Source organism: Psychrobacter sp. PG1, assembly GCF_014897815.1.
GTDB lineage: Bacteria > Pseudomonadota > Gammaproteobacteria > Pseudomonadales > Moraxellaceae > Psychrobacter.
The window spans coordinates 1-15789 of sequence record NZ_JABUZG010000083.1; the positions used below are offsets into that span (position 1 = coordinate 1).

A 15789-nucleotide genomic window follows, 5' to 3' on the forward strand; every position below is an offset into this window, starting at 1 on the left:
GCTGAAACCATTCGTCCTTACGGCTATGCACCGATAGGAAAACCTTGTATTGATCGCTACAACTGGCAAGCGAAAAAGCGTACGAATGTCATTGGTGCTCTCTATGAAAAGATGCTGTTTGCCTTAGATTATTTTGAGCACAATATTAACAGCATCACATTCTACTACTGGTGCAAACACACGCTGATCCCAAGTCTTAAAACCAAATGCGTGATAGTCATGGATAATGCTCGGTTTCATAAGAACAAACGCATTCAAAAGCTACTGAACAGACATGGCCATCGTATTCTATGGCTGCCGCCGTACAGCCCTGACTTGAACCCTATTGAAAAGAAATGGGCACAGGTGAAGTTTCTACGCCAAGGCTGGATGCAAAATGACTTATCCAAATTGTTTTATGATATTTGTCCTAGTCATAACACTTTTATTTTGAACTAACTATACTTACAAGAACCAGTATGAGAGATCATGCTGGTTTTTTTGTGTCCAATATTTACCCTTTTGTGATTTTCACTATAAAAGATAAAGATTTTCTGACGATGACTGCATAAATGAAAAAACCAAGGCTAAGACTAAGACAATTCCTTCTTTGGGTGATTGCAAAATAAACGATAAATTATGCTATTCTGAGATGAATCAAGATAATTGAGCAAGGATGCTAACTGATGACTACAAGCACTAATGATATGCCTAGCAGTAATACGCCACCGCTATGGCAAGCCTCGTATGAGAAATATGGAATAAGAAATAATTTAGATGTATTAGAGGGAAAGCACAACCTGCTAGATTTGTTGCAACCCAAGATAGATCAGCATAGTGATTCTGTGGCTTTTAGTATGGGGCCCGCCACCCTTACCTTTGCACAATTGGATATTGCCAGCCGCCGCTTTGCTGCTTTTTTACAAGCACAAGGAATCAGTAAAGGCGACCGTGTCGCTGTGCAATTACCCAATATATTGCAGTATGCCGTGGTGTTACTTGGTTGTCTGCGAGCAGGCACGGTATTGGTGAATGTCAATCCGATGTATACCCATTATGAATTGGCGCATCAGCTGACGGATGCTCAAGCTAGTGTGCTGATTGTCCTCGATGGTATGACCTCTGCTTACGATCAGTTAGATGATGCAGTCAAAGCGCAACTGTCATTGGTTGTACATTGTTCCGTCAATCCGAATGCTGCACCTGCTGATAACGATATTGCCTTGCTTACCCAACTTGAACCGTCAGCCGATACTACTCGTCAATTCAATCAAACCAACCAAACCACAGCCGATAATGCTGCAAAAAATATCTCAGGGCAGAATATAAGCTTTGCCCATATTATGAGTGCATACCACGCTGAGCAATATCAGCCTGTTACTATCGAGCGTGAAGATTTAGCTTTATTGCAATATACGGGTGGCACGACTGGCAAGCCAAAAGGTGCGATGCTCACGCATTACAATGTCATGGCCAATGTCTGTCAGTGTTATGCGATGTTTGGTCATGCGATTGAAGCGGGTCGTAGCGAGCAGATTAAAATACTGAATCCGTTGCCGCTCTATCATATCTTCTCATTTACCGTTTGCGGCTTACTAGGTATTTATGGCGGCTGGGAAGATATATTGGTCACCAATCCGCGTGATATCGATGGACTAGTCACTACCATCGAGCAGCATCGTCCGCATGTCATTCCTTCGGTTAATACCTTATTTATTGGTATGCTGCATCATCCAAAGTTTGCCAACCTTGATTTTAGTCGCTTGGCACTATCTATCGGTGGCGGCACCGCAATCATCAAAGCCGTATCTGATCAGTGGCAACAAGTCACTGGTATGATTATCAATGAAGGTTACGGCATGTCTGAAACTGCACCAGTTATCTCTTTTAATCCACCTGGTATAGATCATTTCAACGGTAGCGTTGGTCTGCCACTTGCGATGATGGATATTAAAATCATTGATGAACAGGGTGCAGCTTGTGCAATAGGTACACGGGGCGAGGTTTGTATTAAGGGCCCGCAGGTCATGCGTGGTTATTGGCAACGAGACAATGCAGATACTTTTACAAAGGATGGCTATTTTAAATCAGGTGATATTGGTGTGCTAGATGAACATGGATTTTTGACGCTGGTGGATCGCAAAAAAGACATGATACTGGTTTCAGGATTTAACGTCTATCCAAACGAAGTGGAAGCGGCATTGACAGAGCATCCGAAAGTACTTGAAGTCGCGGTGGTTGGTATTGCAGATGAGCACAGCGGTGAAGTACCCAAGGCGTTTGTGGTTAAAAAAGATTTGAGCCTAACGGTAGAAGAGTTACAAAGCTTCGCAAGCGAGCGTTTAACAGGTTATAAACGCCCGCAGTCATACGAGTTTATCGATGAATTGCCCAAAACGGCGGTAGGAAAAATATTACGTAAGTCTTTACGTTAGTTGGGCTAGGGGCGAGTTATTATCGTCCGATTTTATCAAACTTACGGTCTTTTAAGCTGAGTCTACCGCGTAGGACATCACTGTACATACGAAAGTCGCTAGCAAAGCTTTTTAAAGGAAATTTGAACGAGGCAGGTTTGTTTTTTTCAAAGAAAAAATGACCGACCCAAGCGCAAGCATATCCAGCAGCGATGCCTTTGAGTAATGGTTTTGGCGAAGCGGTTTTGACCGACTTTGCGAGTCCCAATAAGCCAAAGCTACTACCAGCAAAAGGCAAGCGGCGGCAAGCCATGTTTTGATGTTCAGCTAAGTAGAAGTCATAAAATTTTTGCTTTGTTGGGCTGACGGTTGTCATCATGTTTTTTTTAGCATTGCTGACCGCTTGAGCATCGGCGTTTTTGGTAGTGTTTTGTGTGGTCGTTTGATTCATTTGTTTAGCTTCCTTGCTAATCGTTTCTTGAGTATAGATATTAGGGCGAGTAATTAGAGGGCTTTCTGTTTTACTAAAACGGCTAGGCGCTCATTAAGTAACTGTTATTTATTATAATATTGGTCGTTTTTAATGTAGCAAAACGCTATCCTTAACACAAGCAATGGATGTTTATGGCGCATTTGTTATTTTGTTGATGATGCGCTTGCTGCTTAATTAGCATTTGGGTTACTTGCCAGTGTTTGGCATAAATGCTTTAATGGCGAAAATTACGTCAAATACGTGAGCCGCTTTGCGTAAATAGCACTATTTGGTGCAGCTATGATGTTGGTGCAGCTATGATGTTTATATGACTTAATCATCTGATTTTTAGCCCATATCCTTTCCCTTTTATCCAACACGGTAACGATTCCTCTTATGCCTATTGACTACCTTACAAATCCGCCGCTTGCTGATGATGAAATGATGGCAGCCATTGATATCGGTTCCAATAGTTTTCATCTCGCCATTGCGCGTCTTGACCATGGTGAGGTGCGAAAAGTCGTTTCTATGTCTGAAAAAGTCCAGCTCGCCGCAGGCTTGGATGAAAATAATATCTTAAGTGCGGCAGCTGCACAGCGAGGTCTTGACTGTTTGAGCCGATTTGTGGCGCGTTTGGATTCGGTGCCACCCGAACGCATTCGCGTGGTTGCGACCAATGCTTTACGCCAAGCCAAAAACGCCAATGACTTTATTGCCCGTGCCAATAAAATATTGCCCAAGCCCATTGAGATTATCGCGGGACGAGAAGAGGCACGCTTGATTTATTTGGGCGTCTCACACACCAATGCCAGTAGTGACAAGCGTTTGGTCATCGATATTGGTGGCGGTTCGACAGAGTTTATCATTGGTCAAGAGTTCGATCCGCTATTGACCGAGAGTTTGCAGATGGGCTGTGTCGCCTTTACTCAGAAGTACTTTGCCGATGGTCAAATCACGAAAGAAGCCTTTAATAATGCGATATCAGCCGCTCGCAAAGAAGTGTTAGCGATTCAGGGTCGTTATCAAAAATTGGGCTGGAGTAGTGTGGTTGGCTCGAGTGGGACGATTAAAGCGGTACGTAATGTGCTGGTATCTAAGGGCTGGGCTGATGAGCAAGAGCGCATCACTTATAAAGGTGTCAAAAAGTTAGAGAAACTGTTGCTTAAAATTGGCAATGTCGATGACATCGATTTAGAAGGCGTTAAGGAACATCGCAAAGCCGTCTTTCCAGCAGGCGTTGCGGTACTGCGTGCAGTCATGAAAGTGCTGGGTGTAGATACCATTACTTACTCAGATGGTGCACTACGTGAAGGTGTGATGTACGACATGCTTGGACGCTTTGCCAGCGAAGATGTTCGTGACCGCAGTGTATTGGCGCTGATTAAGCGTTATTCAGGGGACAAAAAACAAGCTAAACAAGTGGTGAAAACCAGTCGTCATTTATTTGAGCAAGTGAAGGAGAGGCTCGCCCTTACCAATGATGATTGTGATTTACTCAGACGTGCGGCTTTCTTGCATGAGATAGGATTGGCCATCAGTCATAGTAGTTATCATAAGCACAGCGCGTATTTGCTTGAGTATTCTGATATTCCAGGATTCTCGCAAGTCGATCAAAAGCGTATGGCGCAGCTGATGCTCAATCATCGTCGTAAGCTCAAGGCTGACATGTTAGAGCAGACCTGTACTATCGGTGGTAATCAGCTCGTTTATCTTTGTCTGCTGCTACGCTTAGCCGTACTGGCGCATCACAGCCGCAGCGATTATGAATTACCAGAATTACAGTTACGAGCCATGGATGATCATTGCTGGCAAATCACCGTTGCCGATAACAGTGAGCATTATGCTTTCTTATTGCCAGATCTGCATACTGAGATTGAGCAGTTTGCTAAATGGGGCGTGACGCTGAGCGTGGTTGAGGGCTAGGCAGCGCTGCTTTGCATTGACGATCAACATGATGCCGTTACTATTGTAATGAGTATGCTATAGATTAACGTAACAAAAGCGGCTTTGTCAGTAATGTCATGCCATTTAAGATGTGCTACTATAGCTTCTATTGAGTTTACAACTGTACTTTCATTATCTAAAAATCGATAACGATATTATTCTTAAACATAAATACATTAAGTATAATTATTAAAGGGAAGCGTCTATGAGCACTGTCTGGGATAGTGTGCAGCTTGCACGGCACGCCAAGCGTCCATTATTTATGGACTATGTTAATCAGCTGTTTACCGAATTCGATGAGCTGCACGGTGACCGTGCTTTTGCCGATGACAAAGCCATTCTTGGTGGTCTGGCGCGTTTTGATGGTCAGCCTGTGATGGTAATTGGTCAACATCGCGGTCGCAGCACCCGTGAGCGTATTGCTCATAACTTTGGCATGGCCAATCCTGAAGGCTACCGCAAAGTGATTCGTTTGGTCAAAATGGCTGAGCGTTTTAATATCCCTGTGATGACCTTTGTCGATACCCAAGGCGCTTATCCGGGTATCGGCGCTGAAGAGCGCGGACAAGCGCAAGCCATTGCCGAAAGTATCGCCGTTTTCTCTAGCCTAAAAGTGCCTATTATCGTGACCATTATCGGTGAAGGCGGCTCAGGTGGGGCGTTGGCAATTGGTGTTGGTGACAAAGTAAATATGCTACAAAATAGTATTTATTCGGTTATCTCTCCGGAAGGTTGTGCTTCTATCCTGTGGAAAACAGCTGAAAAAGCACAAGATGCTAGTGAAGCCTTGAAATTAAATGCGATTAATTTATATCAAATGGGGCTAATTGATGCCGTCATTGAAGAAGGTGAAGGCGCGCATATCAAGCCGCAACCAGTCATGATCGCCTTGAAAGCACTTATTGCTGAGCAGTTAGATGAGATTAAAGATTTAGACGCACACGCGCGTTGTGAGCTGCGTTATGAGAAGCTGAAAACCTTTAACTCAGAAGTGATGTTGCCTGCCTAATTGCTTGCTATGACACCTCTGTTACTAAGCTTCAATTCATGGACACAAAGCTTTTCATATTAGAGACTGAGTCTTAATGCTAAAATAAAAACGTGTCATTTTATGGCGCGTTTTTTTGTGGCTGTTAATATAGGCTGTAACTGACGCAGTAACTGACGCAGTAACTGATGTCGTAGCTGACGTATGAGCAGATTCATTGATATGTCAATTCATGTATGTATGCTCAATAAATAAGGCTGATTATGACCAGCAGTGCAATCCTCTCGCATCCTATGAAGCCAATCGCAGACTTGCCTGTCGATGCCGATCTGGCACAAGCATTATTGAGCAGTATGGCTGAATATGGTGAACAGCTGCACGGTCGACGGATTTGGCTGGCGTGTAGTGGTGGTCGTGATTCATTAGCATTGGCTGCGCTGTGTGTGCAGCTCTATAGCCAAGGTAAGTTGCCATTTTTTCCGCAATTGCTGCATGTGAATCATGGTCTACAAGCAGATAGTGACACTTGGGCGATGCATGTTGCTAACTGGGCAGCAGTGCAGCGGATACCGTGTCGGATTTTACGTGCGCAAGTGAATGGTCATGATGAGCAAGCCGCAAGGCAGGCTCGTTATGATGTCATGCGAGCGCAACTCAATCAAGATGATGTATTGCTCTTAGCGCATCATGCCGATGACCAAGCAGAGACGGTGCTGATGCGGCTGATACAAGGCGCTGGGGTGAATGGTCTGTCGGGTATGCAGCCGTGGCGTATCCAAACGCAGGGCGCACAGCGTATGGCATTATGGCGACCTTGGCTGACGGTCAAACGCGGCAATATCAGCAGTTATGCTCAGCGCCTAAAGCTCCCTTATATCGATGACCCAACCAATGATGCTGGCGATAATGTACGTAGTGGGCTACGCCTCGACATCATGCCAGTATTGGCGACCTATAATTCTAATGTCATTGACAATATTGCCCGTAGCGCACAGCTATTGCGTGATGCCCAATTGATAATCAATGCACAAGCGGCAGAAGATTTACAGCAGATAGAGGTAGCATCATTACAGCTATCGTCTGCCCAGCGTGTGCTAAATATAGACAAGCTACAAGCATTACCCATTTACCGTCAGCGGCAACTATTGCATCATTGGCTTGGTCAAGATGAACCGTTACCGCCTGCTAAGCAGCTGGTCGATGATGTATTTATGCTAAGCCAACGTAAAGATCCTGATCACCAAACGGCGCTTTTTTGGCAAGCTCGCAAGCAGTCCTATACGATTTGCCGCTACCGTCAGCAGCTTTACCGTTTAAGCACTGAGTGGAGCAAGTGGTTAGCATTACCGCTTACCAAACAGATTCAACCCTTATCTAATCTTGTGGTGGCTGATGCGTATTCAGCGGCTGCTCAGCCTGTGTCAGTTACCTTACGTAGTGATGATAACTTTATTTGGCAAGTGCAAATGATACCAGATGCCTTGGTAGAGCTATTAGACAGCGACCAAGATGGTGAGAAGTTTGAGATTACCTTCGCACCATTAGGTCGTCAGCAGCGTGTGCAAACTGCATTGGCATCACGTCCACAAGCGGGCAAAAAACTATATCAAACGCTTGGTGTACCTGTATGGTTGCGAGAGAGTTTGGTGGTGGTCAGTGCCGTATCCGTACAGCAGGATAAAGAGTGGCCATTATTGCTGGTTTCACCTTTTGAGAGCTGGATACTAGGGACGAGTAAATCGCTGACAGGCACACCAGACAATACTGGTGTTTTAGAAAGTGCTATTAGAAGCAATGTTATTAGAAACAGTCTAAGCATCAATAACGCTTTTTTAATATTTGTAACCTAAACTTTTTAGGAGGTCAGGTTATCTAGGGCTAGGCCATCAAGTCATCAGGGCATCAGGGCATCAAGTTTTTTAACCATTTTGATATCTATTATTTGCGTGCTTTTGTAGCATTCTTCACTCTTTTCGCCATTAGCTACAAAGCCAAATTTTTGATAGAAATCAATAGCAGCCACATTATTTTCTAATACCCATAAATAAAAATGGGCATGGATATGAGATTCTAAGAAAGCTTGTAATGATGCTGTCATTAATTGAGTGCCTATACCCAATCCTTGGGAGTCGGGCAAAACATACAACGTAGTAATTTCATAATTTTTATTGTTAATGAAGTAGCCAATAAACCCCAAATTATGATGATGAGCATCATATGCTATCCAGACAATAACATCAGGATGCGCCATCAACTCCTGCCACATTTTTGTCTTATTACATAAGTTGTTTTTATCATTGATATAGGACGCTGGTAGCAAATCTAAATAGGCTACATGCCAACTTTTGAAGTGAATGTTAGCAATATCTGCATAATCCTCTGGGTTAGCTTTACGAATGAAAAACATAGTACTCTCCGTCACTGATTTTATATAATGCCCTTGTTAATTTAACCGTTTGGTTGTGCAATAGTCCATGGCAATTAAGTGATTCAACGGAGCTTACAGCCGGGTTAGATGCCGTCAATTTATCAAACGATGCCAGTAGCAGTATGGTAAACTGAGTGTCATTTTACCTATCATTATGTTAGTTTGAATACCTTTGGATTTTTGAATAGGAGACATGTATGTCAGTATTAGATAATAAGAAAATCAGCTTTATCGGTGGCGGAAATATGGCGCAGGCTTTGATTAGCGGGCTTGTCAGCTGCGGTGTCAAACCGAGTGTAATTACCGTTGCTGATCCTAGCAGTGAAGCGCGCGAGCAATTGGCTGCTAAAGGATTGAACACGGTTGATCCAACTGCTGATGCAAAAGCTGCCGTTATCGATGCTGACATTGTGGTGCTGGCGGTCAAACCGCAAGTGATGAAAGCAGTGGTCAGTAGCTTTGCAGATGCCTTAGACAAGCAGCTGGTGATTTCAGTGGCAGCAGGTTTGTCGACTGAGCTTTTATCTGACATGTTGGGTGGCTATGACAATATCGTCCGGGCGATGCCAAATACCCCTGCAATGATTCAAATGGGCGCAACGGGTCTGTACGGTACTGATAATATTTCTGCTGAACAAAAGCAATTAGCAACGGCGGTGATGGAAGCATCAGGTTTGGTCATGTGGGTCGATAATGAAGAACACATGCATGCGGTAACCGCCGTATCAGGGTCAGCACCAGCATATATGTTTTACTTTATTGAATCCATGATTGACGGGGCAGTGGCTTTAGGTTTGGATAAAGAGCAGGCTTCAGCATTGGCGATGCAAACCATGCTAGGCGCGGCAAAAATGGCGATGAATAGTGAGGATGCACCTGCTGAATTGCGTCGCAAGGTCACCTCGCCAAATGGGACAACCCAAGCCGCCGTTGAGTCAATGCAAGCCAATGATATTGGTGGTCAAATCGTTGAGGCTATGCAGGCTTGCTATGACCGTAGCCAAGCCTTGAGTGAAGAGATGAGTAAATAATCATCCATATATCAGGCGCATTATTTGCTACAAGCGAATGACGCGCCTGAGCCGTAATACTAAGCACCAATATTAAGCACTAATACCAAGCACCTAGTAATGACAGTCGTCATCCCAAAACCTGTTAATAATGTCACATTGAGTAGCACTTCATGAACAACATGTTATTTCAAATCTTTGATTTGGTCACCACCTTCGCCATGATGTTGGTGTTTATTCGCTTTATGCTGCAATTTGCAGGGATGGATGCCAGCAACCCCATGATTGCGCCTGCCTACAAAGCAACGCACATTGTCGATGTGTTTGGGCGTATTTTCCCAACCGTCGGGCAAGGGCGTATCAGTATTGCGGCTATTGTCCTGATGTTTTTGATTCGTTTGATCGATATCTCTGGAAAAGCAGCACTGACACATAAAGGTATTGCTCCTGTACCGTTATTTTTCACTGGTACTATCAGCTTGGTATTAGACTTTTTACGTATGTGTCGCTATCTCGTCATTGGTTCCATAATTGTCAGCTGGATTGTGGTATTTACCCAATCTCAGCATCCGATTATTGGTATCATTGTCAATTTAGCGGAGCCAATCTTGGCACCATTTCGTCGAATCACGCCAAACTTGGGTATGATTGATTTATCACCAATGGTCGCATTCATTGCTTTTATTTTGCTTGAGATGTTTATTGGTGGCTTTGCCGCGAGCTTCATGCCGATGTTGGGTTGAGCTGGATTAATTAATAGTCACTTGAAACCTGTTATCTAAAATTACCAATAGCTATCTAAAAAAGGGCGCTCTACGAGATATAGAGCGCCCTTTTTTTATTGCTTATTTAGAGGTTATACTGAAAGTCTATAAAACGATTGGGTATTAATTGGGCTTGCTCATTATTAGGGTGCGGCACATCAGCGGCACGCAGCGTCTGGGTAATCCAGCTGTCTGCTGCCTTTACTGCATCGATAAGCGCATCACCCATTGCTAAGCGTCCAGCGATAAAGCTGGCAAGCGAACAGCCAGAGCCATGAAATTCGCCCGTTAAGCGCGGCAAGGTGCTTTTATGTACCATCTCACCCTTTATGTACAAATACTGCTCTATATCGCCGCTATCAAAGTCATGTGAGGTTTTTACCAATACGGCATAGGTGCCTTGGGCGCATAGTTTTTGCGCGCCAATATGTAAGTCTTGCTCACCACTTAATGCGCGTAGCTCATGAGTATTCGGTGTGATAAGGGTCGCGTATGGTAACAGCTCTCTAAATGCGCTAACGAGCGTCTTTTCATCGCCCAAACTGCCACCACTATTGGCAACCAATACGGGATCTAATACAAATGGCGTATCAGCGGTGATAAGGCGCTCGGCAAACAATTGAGTCAGCATAGCGATATTATCAGTCGTACCCAACATACCTGACTTAATAGCTGCAACAGGCAAATCATCGAGCACTGCGGTGGCCTGATCCTTTACCAAATTTGCTGCACAAGCTTCAAACCCAAAGACTTGCTGCGAGTTTTGTATGGTAATAGCTGTACAAGCAATGGCAGCATGCGCACCTGCTTGACCGATGGCCTCTATATCCGCTTGTAATCCAGCGCCGCCTGAGGGATCTAATCCTGAAAAACACAGTACCACTGGTCGCATAAAAATTCCTTTGACATAATCTACAATGAGTAACAAATACTATAGACACCCACTGCTAAAAAAGCCATAGTAGGTGAGAGATGGTATATAGACAATCCATCCATCAATTAACAACAACCCAGAGCGTGCTGACTAACTTAAACATCGTTTTTACTGGTTTTTATTGATATTTGAGCTGCTCAAGAGGCTATGAAACCCCATAAAGAAATAAATATGATAAAAACTGCATTAAATTTGTAGACAGTGCTTGCAATTCGTTTTGGCTTTGCTATAATACTCGCCCACGGGATAAGACGTATTATCAGCAATAATACTATTTTTTAGAACTTAAAAAGTCTTACGTCGTTTGGTGAAGTGGGTGAGTGGCTGAAACCAGTTCCCTGCTAAGGAACCATACGTTTGCGCGTATCGAGGGTTCGAATCCCTCCTTCACCTCCATTTATTCGGTTTTTAGTAGAGTAGTGACGCAGCATAAAAGCGTTAATAATCTTCTGTTTTATTAAAGCAAAAAATAATTTGATTTTAATAAAAAAAGATATTGACACAAGCGAAATTATCTATATAATAACCAACCTAATTTGCTGCAATTGTTTCTTAACAACGCAGTAAATGATGTGCAAAGTACGCGCTTGTAGCTCAGTTGGATAGAGCACTTGGCTACGAACTAAGGGGTCGGGAGTTCGAATCTCTCCAAGCGCACCATTTGCATCATCACTTCTTTAACCCAGTTAAAGAAACCTTAAAATAATCGCCTGTCTTATGACAATTTGGCGATTTTTTTATGTCTGCAATTTCTGTGTGATAGTCTTATGAGCTGATGAGTCATACGACATGGTTATACCACATTGTTATATGACTTACGGCATCTTAGGATAATGTACGATAAGACAGTGAATTACGGTACAATAGAGCCACTATTCACTGCTTGCTATGAGCTTGTACCATGTCAAAAAGTTTACCTAAACGACCTACCAAATCTGCTGCTAAAACGAAAGCATCAGCACACCATGCCTCTGACGTTGAAGAGCTAACGATTGCTAAACCTGGCACCCGTATGGCAGCCATTCTCTATGATGGTATGTTAATTTTAGCGTTGTTGTTTTTGGTCGGTACCCTGCTAACCGTGATTGGTACACTTATCACGATGGAGACGGGTAGCGAGTCGTCACAAGCGCAGTCGCTGCCAACGTGGTATCAAAACGTGATTATGACGCCGTCTTTTATACTGACGTTAGTAGGATTCTATGGGATATTTTGGCGTCGCGGTGGACAGACATTAGGTATGCAGACTTGGCGGTTAAAGACGGTCAATAGTAATGGTCATTTGCTAACGTGGGGACAGTCATTTAAGCGGATTTTAGCGGCCAGTATCATGCCAGTTATATTTGGTATCATTGGTAGTGTCATCGATGGCTCGCGTGCTGTTTTATTGACCAGTGCCTTTTTGGGCTTTGTCTTTAACTATGCTTTTTGCCTCTTTAACCCACGTGGTCTCGCAGTGCAAGATATGCTATCGAATACCATTACCTTAAAAATGCCAAAAACAGAGAATGAAGGACTATGGCGGGTGATTAGAAATCGCAAGCAAGGAAAATAAACCACATTATCATCGCCATAGTCTGTTCATACATTTTGAGGTCTGTTAATACACTCTGAGCGTTACAGGTTAACAGTTTGTATTAGCCATAAAGTATAGCCGACAAAGAATAAGACCAAAGTTGACCCAGAAGTGCGACCGAATGGACGCTTACTCATAAAGGCAAACCCGCACAATACCAAGAGTAATAAGGTGACCAATCCCATCGCCACTATATCGCGTGATAAGATGATTGGACTGACTGTGATTGGCGCTATAAGCGCTGCGAGACCAACGACGCCCAAGGTGTTAAATATATTAGAGCCAATAATATTACCCAGTGCCATGTCGTGTTCGCCTTTACGGGCAGCTGATAAGCTCGATACCAGCTCAGGTAACGATGTCCCCACAGCAACAATCGTCAATCCAATCACCAGTTCGCTAACGCCCCACAGCGTTGCCAATTCTACTGCACCCCAAACTATAGCCCGCGAGCTAATGACCAGTAAAAGCATACCGATAACTAAGCTGATGAGTCCCCGTGTTAAGGTTTGCTCGATGTGTTCAGCATCAACGCTTTCTGCTATGGGTTCTCCTTCGTGCTCATGGTTGCCTTCACGTAAGCTTAGTACAATCTGAATGCCTAAAGTCACCACCAGCAGTGCTATCAACACAATACCATCTGCTTGGTCTAATTGCCCATCACGCAGCTGCCATGCGGCGACCATAGTAATCAATACCAATAGAGGTAAATCACGCTTGATGATGCCCTTACGAATGATAATAGGGCTAATCAATACGGTTGCGCCCAGTACCAGCGCAATATTGATGATATTTGAGCCATAAGCGTTGCCTAATGCCAAATCAGGGCTGCCTTCTAGTGCCGCCAATACCGACACGACCATCTCAGGGGCGGATGTACCGACACCCAAAATCAACACACCTATTAAGAAACTGGGAACGTTGAATTTTTTTGCTAAGGCAGTGGCGCCATCAACAAAAAGGTCTGCACTCCAAACAAGAATAGCTAGTCCGATCAATACTGCAATAACTGCCAACCACATCAGTTTGTTTCCTTATTAGTGTTAATACCAAACCTAAAAATACGCTTAGCCGTGTCAAATTCATTTAGCTTAAAAACATAGCGCTGACATTTATTTTTCTGACGACTTCATCTTTTAAGAGTGGTATAAAATGTGAATTTGCCATATAAAAATGGCATAAAAAAAGCTGAATCAGAATGGAGATTCAGCTCTCATATTAGCATAGCGGTTTTGGTTGGATAATAAGAATAACTTCAACAGCTTAGTCGATTATTTATCCTTGCTTTATCCAAAAATCTTCGGTGTTCTGGTGCTTTAAGCCACTTGTACCGGAATGATGTTTGCTGTGTCTTTTACGGTGTTATCTTCGTTGCAATACACCAGTTTTGGCTGGTAAGTTGCCGCTTCTTCTTCATCAAAATGAGCATAGGCACAGATGATAACGATGTCGCCTAAATCTGCCATGTGAGCCGCCGCACCATTTAGCGAGATGATACCAGAACCCGCTTCAGCGCGGATAGCGTAGGTGCGAAAGCGCTTGCCATTGGTCACATTGTAGATATCGATAGACTCATTTTCGCGCAGACCAGCAAGATCCAATAAATCACCATCGATACCGCATGAGCCTTCGTAATGAAGTTCGGCATGGGTGACACGAGCACGGTGTAATTTGCATTTAAGCATATTAAGTAGCATAGGTTGCTTCCTTAGCGTAACTGAGATTAATGATTCAAATCAAAAGGTTAATGGGGGATAACTTGCTAAAATAAAAGGCTATTATAGTTAAAGCATGATTTTATTCTGGTAGTTTGAAGCCATTAATTTGTGAACGTGCTTTTTCAATATCGCCATTTAGTAATAATGGTAGCGCCTCAAACGCTGCTGTCAGAGCGCTATCAATGGCAATCTGTTCATCGGGCGCAGCTTTTGAGAGCACATGACCACTAACTTTAGACTTATGACCAGGATGACCAATACCAATACGCAAACGATGGAAGTCGTTGCCGATATGAGGGGTGATATCACGCAGACCATTATGACCGCCATGACCGCCATTCGTCTTAAGTTTGATGCTGCCAGCTGGAATATCGAGCTCATCATGAGCAATCAGTAACTCATCATTTTCAATGCCATAAAATTTCACCATCGGCACCACTGACTGACCAGACTTATTCATAAAGGTGAGCGGCATCAATAGACGTACGTCATGCCCATGAATCTGCCCACGTCCTGTGATTCCATGAAACTTTTTATCATGAGAGAGGGTAATGTTGAACTGCTGAGCCAAGTGATGGACAAACCAAAACCCTGCATTATGACGTGTAAACATATACTGCTGACCAGGATTACCAAGACCGACAATAAGCTTTATGGCCATAAAAATACCCTGCTTAAATTGAATAAATGAGGCATAAGGTTTGCGATTATGCTATTTATTCATAGCATATCTGTTATTTTTCAAACCTTACTTACAAAAACAGCAGGAGATATTTATCACCTGCTGTTTTTTGACTAAACAAACCTTGTATTACATAGCGGACGCTAGATTGCGTGCTCTATGTAACCGTGGTTTATTATTCGCCGTCTTTGTCTTCAGTGCCTTGCTCAGTAGCAGGTACGTCAGCAGCATCAACTTCTTCAGCGTCTGTGTCAACTTCTTCAACCGTTGGTGGCTGCATGTTAACGATAGTACGGTCGTGAGCATCTTCCATGTCAAGATCAAAGATGATAACGCCTTCAGGTAGTTTGATGTCTGATAGACGGAATAGATCACCGATTTCCATGCCTGATACGTCAATTTCTAGGTATTCAGGTAATTGTGATGGTAGGCAAACGATTTCGATATCAGATACTAGCGTTGATAGAACACCACCAGCTTTAGTACCAGGCGCTTCTTCACGACCAGAAAAATGCACAGGAACGTTCATGTTGATTTTCTGACCTTTTACAACGCGCTGGAAATCAGCATGCATTGGGAAGCCTTTAGCTGGATGGCGTTGCAAGTCTTTGATAACCGCTTGATGCTCTACGCCATCAACATTGATTGTCAAAATGTGTGAGAAGAAAGCTTCGAATTCAAGTGACTTTACTAGCTCGTTGATCTTGATAGAGATAGACGTTGGCTCTTCGTTACCACCATAGATGATAGCAGGAACTAGATTCTGCTTACGTAGGCGGCGGCTCGCACCTTTACCTTGTTGCTCAGCAGAACGATCAACAGCGTTTAGTTCAAAATGATTAATGCTCATGGATATAATCCTATAAAAAGAATGATGAAG

At 43.5% G+C, this 15789-nt stretch carries 15 protein-coding genes and 2 tRNA genes; 10 read left to right on the forward strand and 7 right to left on the reverse strand.

Annotated features, from left to right (window positions below; translation table 11 throughout):
- Together INT03_RS12600 and INT03_RS12605 are read left to right on the forward strand one after the other, a co-directional pair.
- Nucleotides 1-438: transposase (locus tag INT03_RS12600; protein WP_193009221.1), on the forward strand; the 438-nt coding region annotated here is incomplete at its 5' end.
- Between the two features lie 227 nt (nucleotides 439-665).
- Entirely contained in the window at nucleotides 666-2414 is a 1749-nt protein-coding gene (locus INT03_RS12605; protein WP_193009222.1) for an AMP-binding protein, read from the forward strand.
- A 19-nt stretch (nucleotides 2415-2433) separates the two neighbouring features.
- Here INT03_RS12605 and INT03_RS12610 read toward each other — a convergent pair whose 3' ends face one another.
- On the reverse strand, nucleotides 2434-2772 hold the full coding sequence (locus tag INT03_RS12610; protein ID WP_226950240.1) for a DUF962 domain-containing protein: 339 nt from the start codon (nucleotides 2770-2772) through the stop codon (nucleotides 2434-2436).
- A gap of 489 nt (nucleotides 2773-3261) precedes the next feature.
- On the opposite strand from INT03_RS12610, the gene ppx reads away from it, so the two are divergent.
- The 3 genes from ppx (at nucleotide 3262) to tilS (ending at nucleotide 7647) form a co-directional block, all read left to right on the forward strand.
- On the forward strand, nucleotides 3262-4788 hold the full coding sequence (gene ppx, locus INT03_RS12615; RefSeq protein ID WP_193009224.1) for an exopolyphosphatase: 1527 nt from the start codon (nucleotides 3262-3264) through the stop codon (nucleotides 4786-4788).
- A 226-nt stretch (nucleotides 4789-5014) separates the two neighbouring features.
- On the forward strand, nucleotides 5015-5818 hold the full coding sequence (locus tag INT03_RS12620; RefSeq protein WP_055123593.1) for an acetyl-CoA carboxylase carboxyltransferase subunit alpha: 804 nt from the start codon (nucleotides 5015-5017) through the stop codon (nucleotides 5816-5818).
- A 242-nt stretch (nucleotides 5819-6060) separates the two neighbouring features.
- The gene (tilS, locus tag INT03_RS12625) at nucleotides 6061-7647 is read left to right on the forward strand and encodes a tRNA lysidine(34) synthetase TilS (RefSeq protein ID WP_193009225.1); all 1587 of its coding nucleotides are present in this window, start codon (nucleotides 6061-6063) and stop codon (nucleotides 7645-7647) included.
- 44 nt (nucleotides 7648-7691) lie between these two features.
- Here the strand turns inward: tilS and INT03_RS12630 are convergent, their stop codons facing one another.
- Nucleotides 7692-8204, reverse strand: a complete 513-nt coding sequence (locus INT03_RS12630; RefSeq protein WP_193009226.1) for a GNAT family N-acetyltransferase — start codon at nucleotides 8202-8204, stop codon at nucleotides 7692-7694.
- A gap of 218 nt (nucleotides 8205-8422) precedes the next feature.
- Here INT03_RS12630 and proC point away from each other — a divergent pair, with 218 nt between their 5' ends.
- Both proC and INT03_RS12640 read left to right on the forward strand, forming a co-directional pair.
- The gene (gene proC, locus INT03_RS12635; protein ID WP_193009227.1) at nucleotides 8423-9256 is read left to right on the forward strand and encodes a pyrroline-5-carboxylate reductase; all 834 of its coding nucleotides are present in this window, start codon (nucleotides 8423-8425) and stop codon (nucleotides 9254-9256) included.
- A 152-nt stretch (nucleotides 9257-9408) separates the two neighbouring features.
- Nucleotides 9409-9978 carry a YggT family protein gene (locus INT03_RS12640; protein ID WP_060490268.1) on the forward strand — a complete coding sequence of 190 codons (570 nt, stop codon included), beginning with the start codon at nucleotides 9409-9411 and terminating at the stop codon, nucleotides 9976-9978.
- 106 nt (nucleotides 9979-10084) lie between these two features.
- Here INT03_RS12640 and INT03_RS12645 read toward each other — a convergent pair whose 3' ends face one another.
- Entirely contained in the window at nucleotides 10085-10891 is an 807-nt protein-coding gene (locus INT03_RS12645; protein ID WP_193009228.1) for a hydroxymethylpyrimidine/phosphomethylpyrimidine kinase, read from the reverse strand.
- 348 nt (nucleotides 10892-11239) lie between these two features.
- Here INT03_RS12645 and INT03_RS12650 point away from each other — a divergent pair.
- From INT03_RS12650 to INT03_RS12660, 3 genes are all read left to right on the forward strand, one after another.
- A tRNA-Ser gene (locus INT03_RS12650) sits at nucleotides 11240-11329 on the forward strand.
- A gap of 187 nt (nucleotides 11330-11516) precedes the next feature.
- A tRNA-Arg gene (locus INT03_RS12655) sits at nucleotides 11517-11593 on the forward strand.
- A gap of 241 nt (nucleotides 11594-11834) precedes the next feature.
- The gene (locus tag INT03_RS12660) at nucleotides 11835-12488 is read left to right on the forward strand and encodes an RDD family protein (RefSeq protein WP_055123588.1); all 654 of its coding nucleotides are present in this window, start codon (nucleotides 11835-11837) and stop codon (nucleotides 12486-12488) included.
- 62 nt (nucleotides 12489-12550) lie between these two features.
- On the opposite strand, the gene INT03_RS12665 is transcribed toward INT03_RS12660, so the two are convergent.
- From INT03_RS12665 to INT03_RS12680, 4 genes are all read right to left on the reverse strand, one after another.
- On the reverse strand, nucleotides 12551-13531 hold the full coding sequence (locus INT03_RS12665; RefSeq protein ID WP_055123587.1) for a calcium/sodium antiporter: 981 nt from the start codon (nucleotides 13529-13531) through the stop codon (nucleotides 12551-12553).
- A 294-nt stretch (nucleotides 13532-13825) separates the two neighbouring features.
- Entirely contained in the window at nucleotides 13826-14206 is a 381-nt protein-coding gene (gene panD, locus INT03_RS12670) for an aspartate 1-decarboxylase (protein ID WP_055123586.1), read from the reverse strand.
- Between the two features lie 100 nt (nucleotides 14207-14306).
- Nucleotides 14307-14888, reverse strand: a complete 582-nt coding sequence (gene pth / locus INT03_RS12675; protein WP_045443276.1) for an aminoacyl-tRNA hydrolase — start codon at nucleotides 14886-14888, stop codon at nucleotides 14307-14309.
- 196 nt (nucleotides 14889-15084) lie between these two features.
- Nucleotides 15085-15759, reverse strand: coding sequence for a 50S ribosomal protein L25/general stress protein Ctc (locus tag INT03_RS12680; RefSeq protein WP_193009229.1), 675 nt, complete (start codon nucleotides 15757-15759; stop codon nucleotides 15085-15087).
- Nucleotides 15760-15789: the final 30 nt, after the last annotated feature.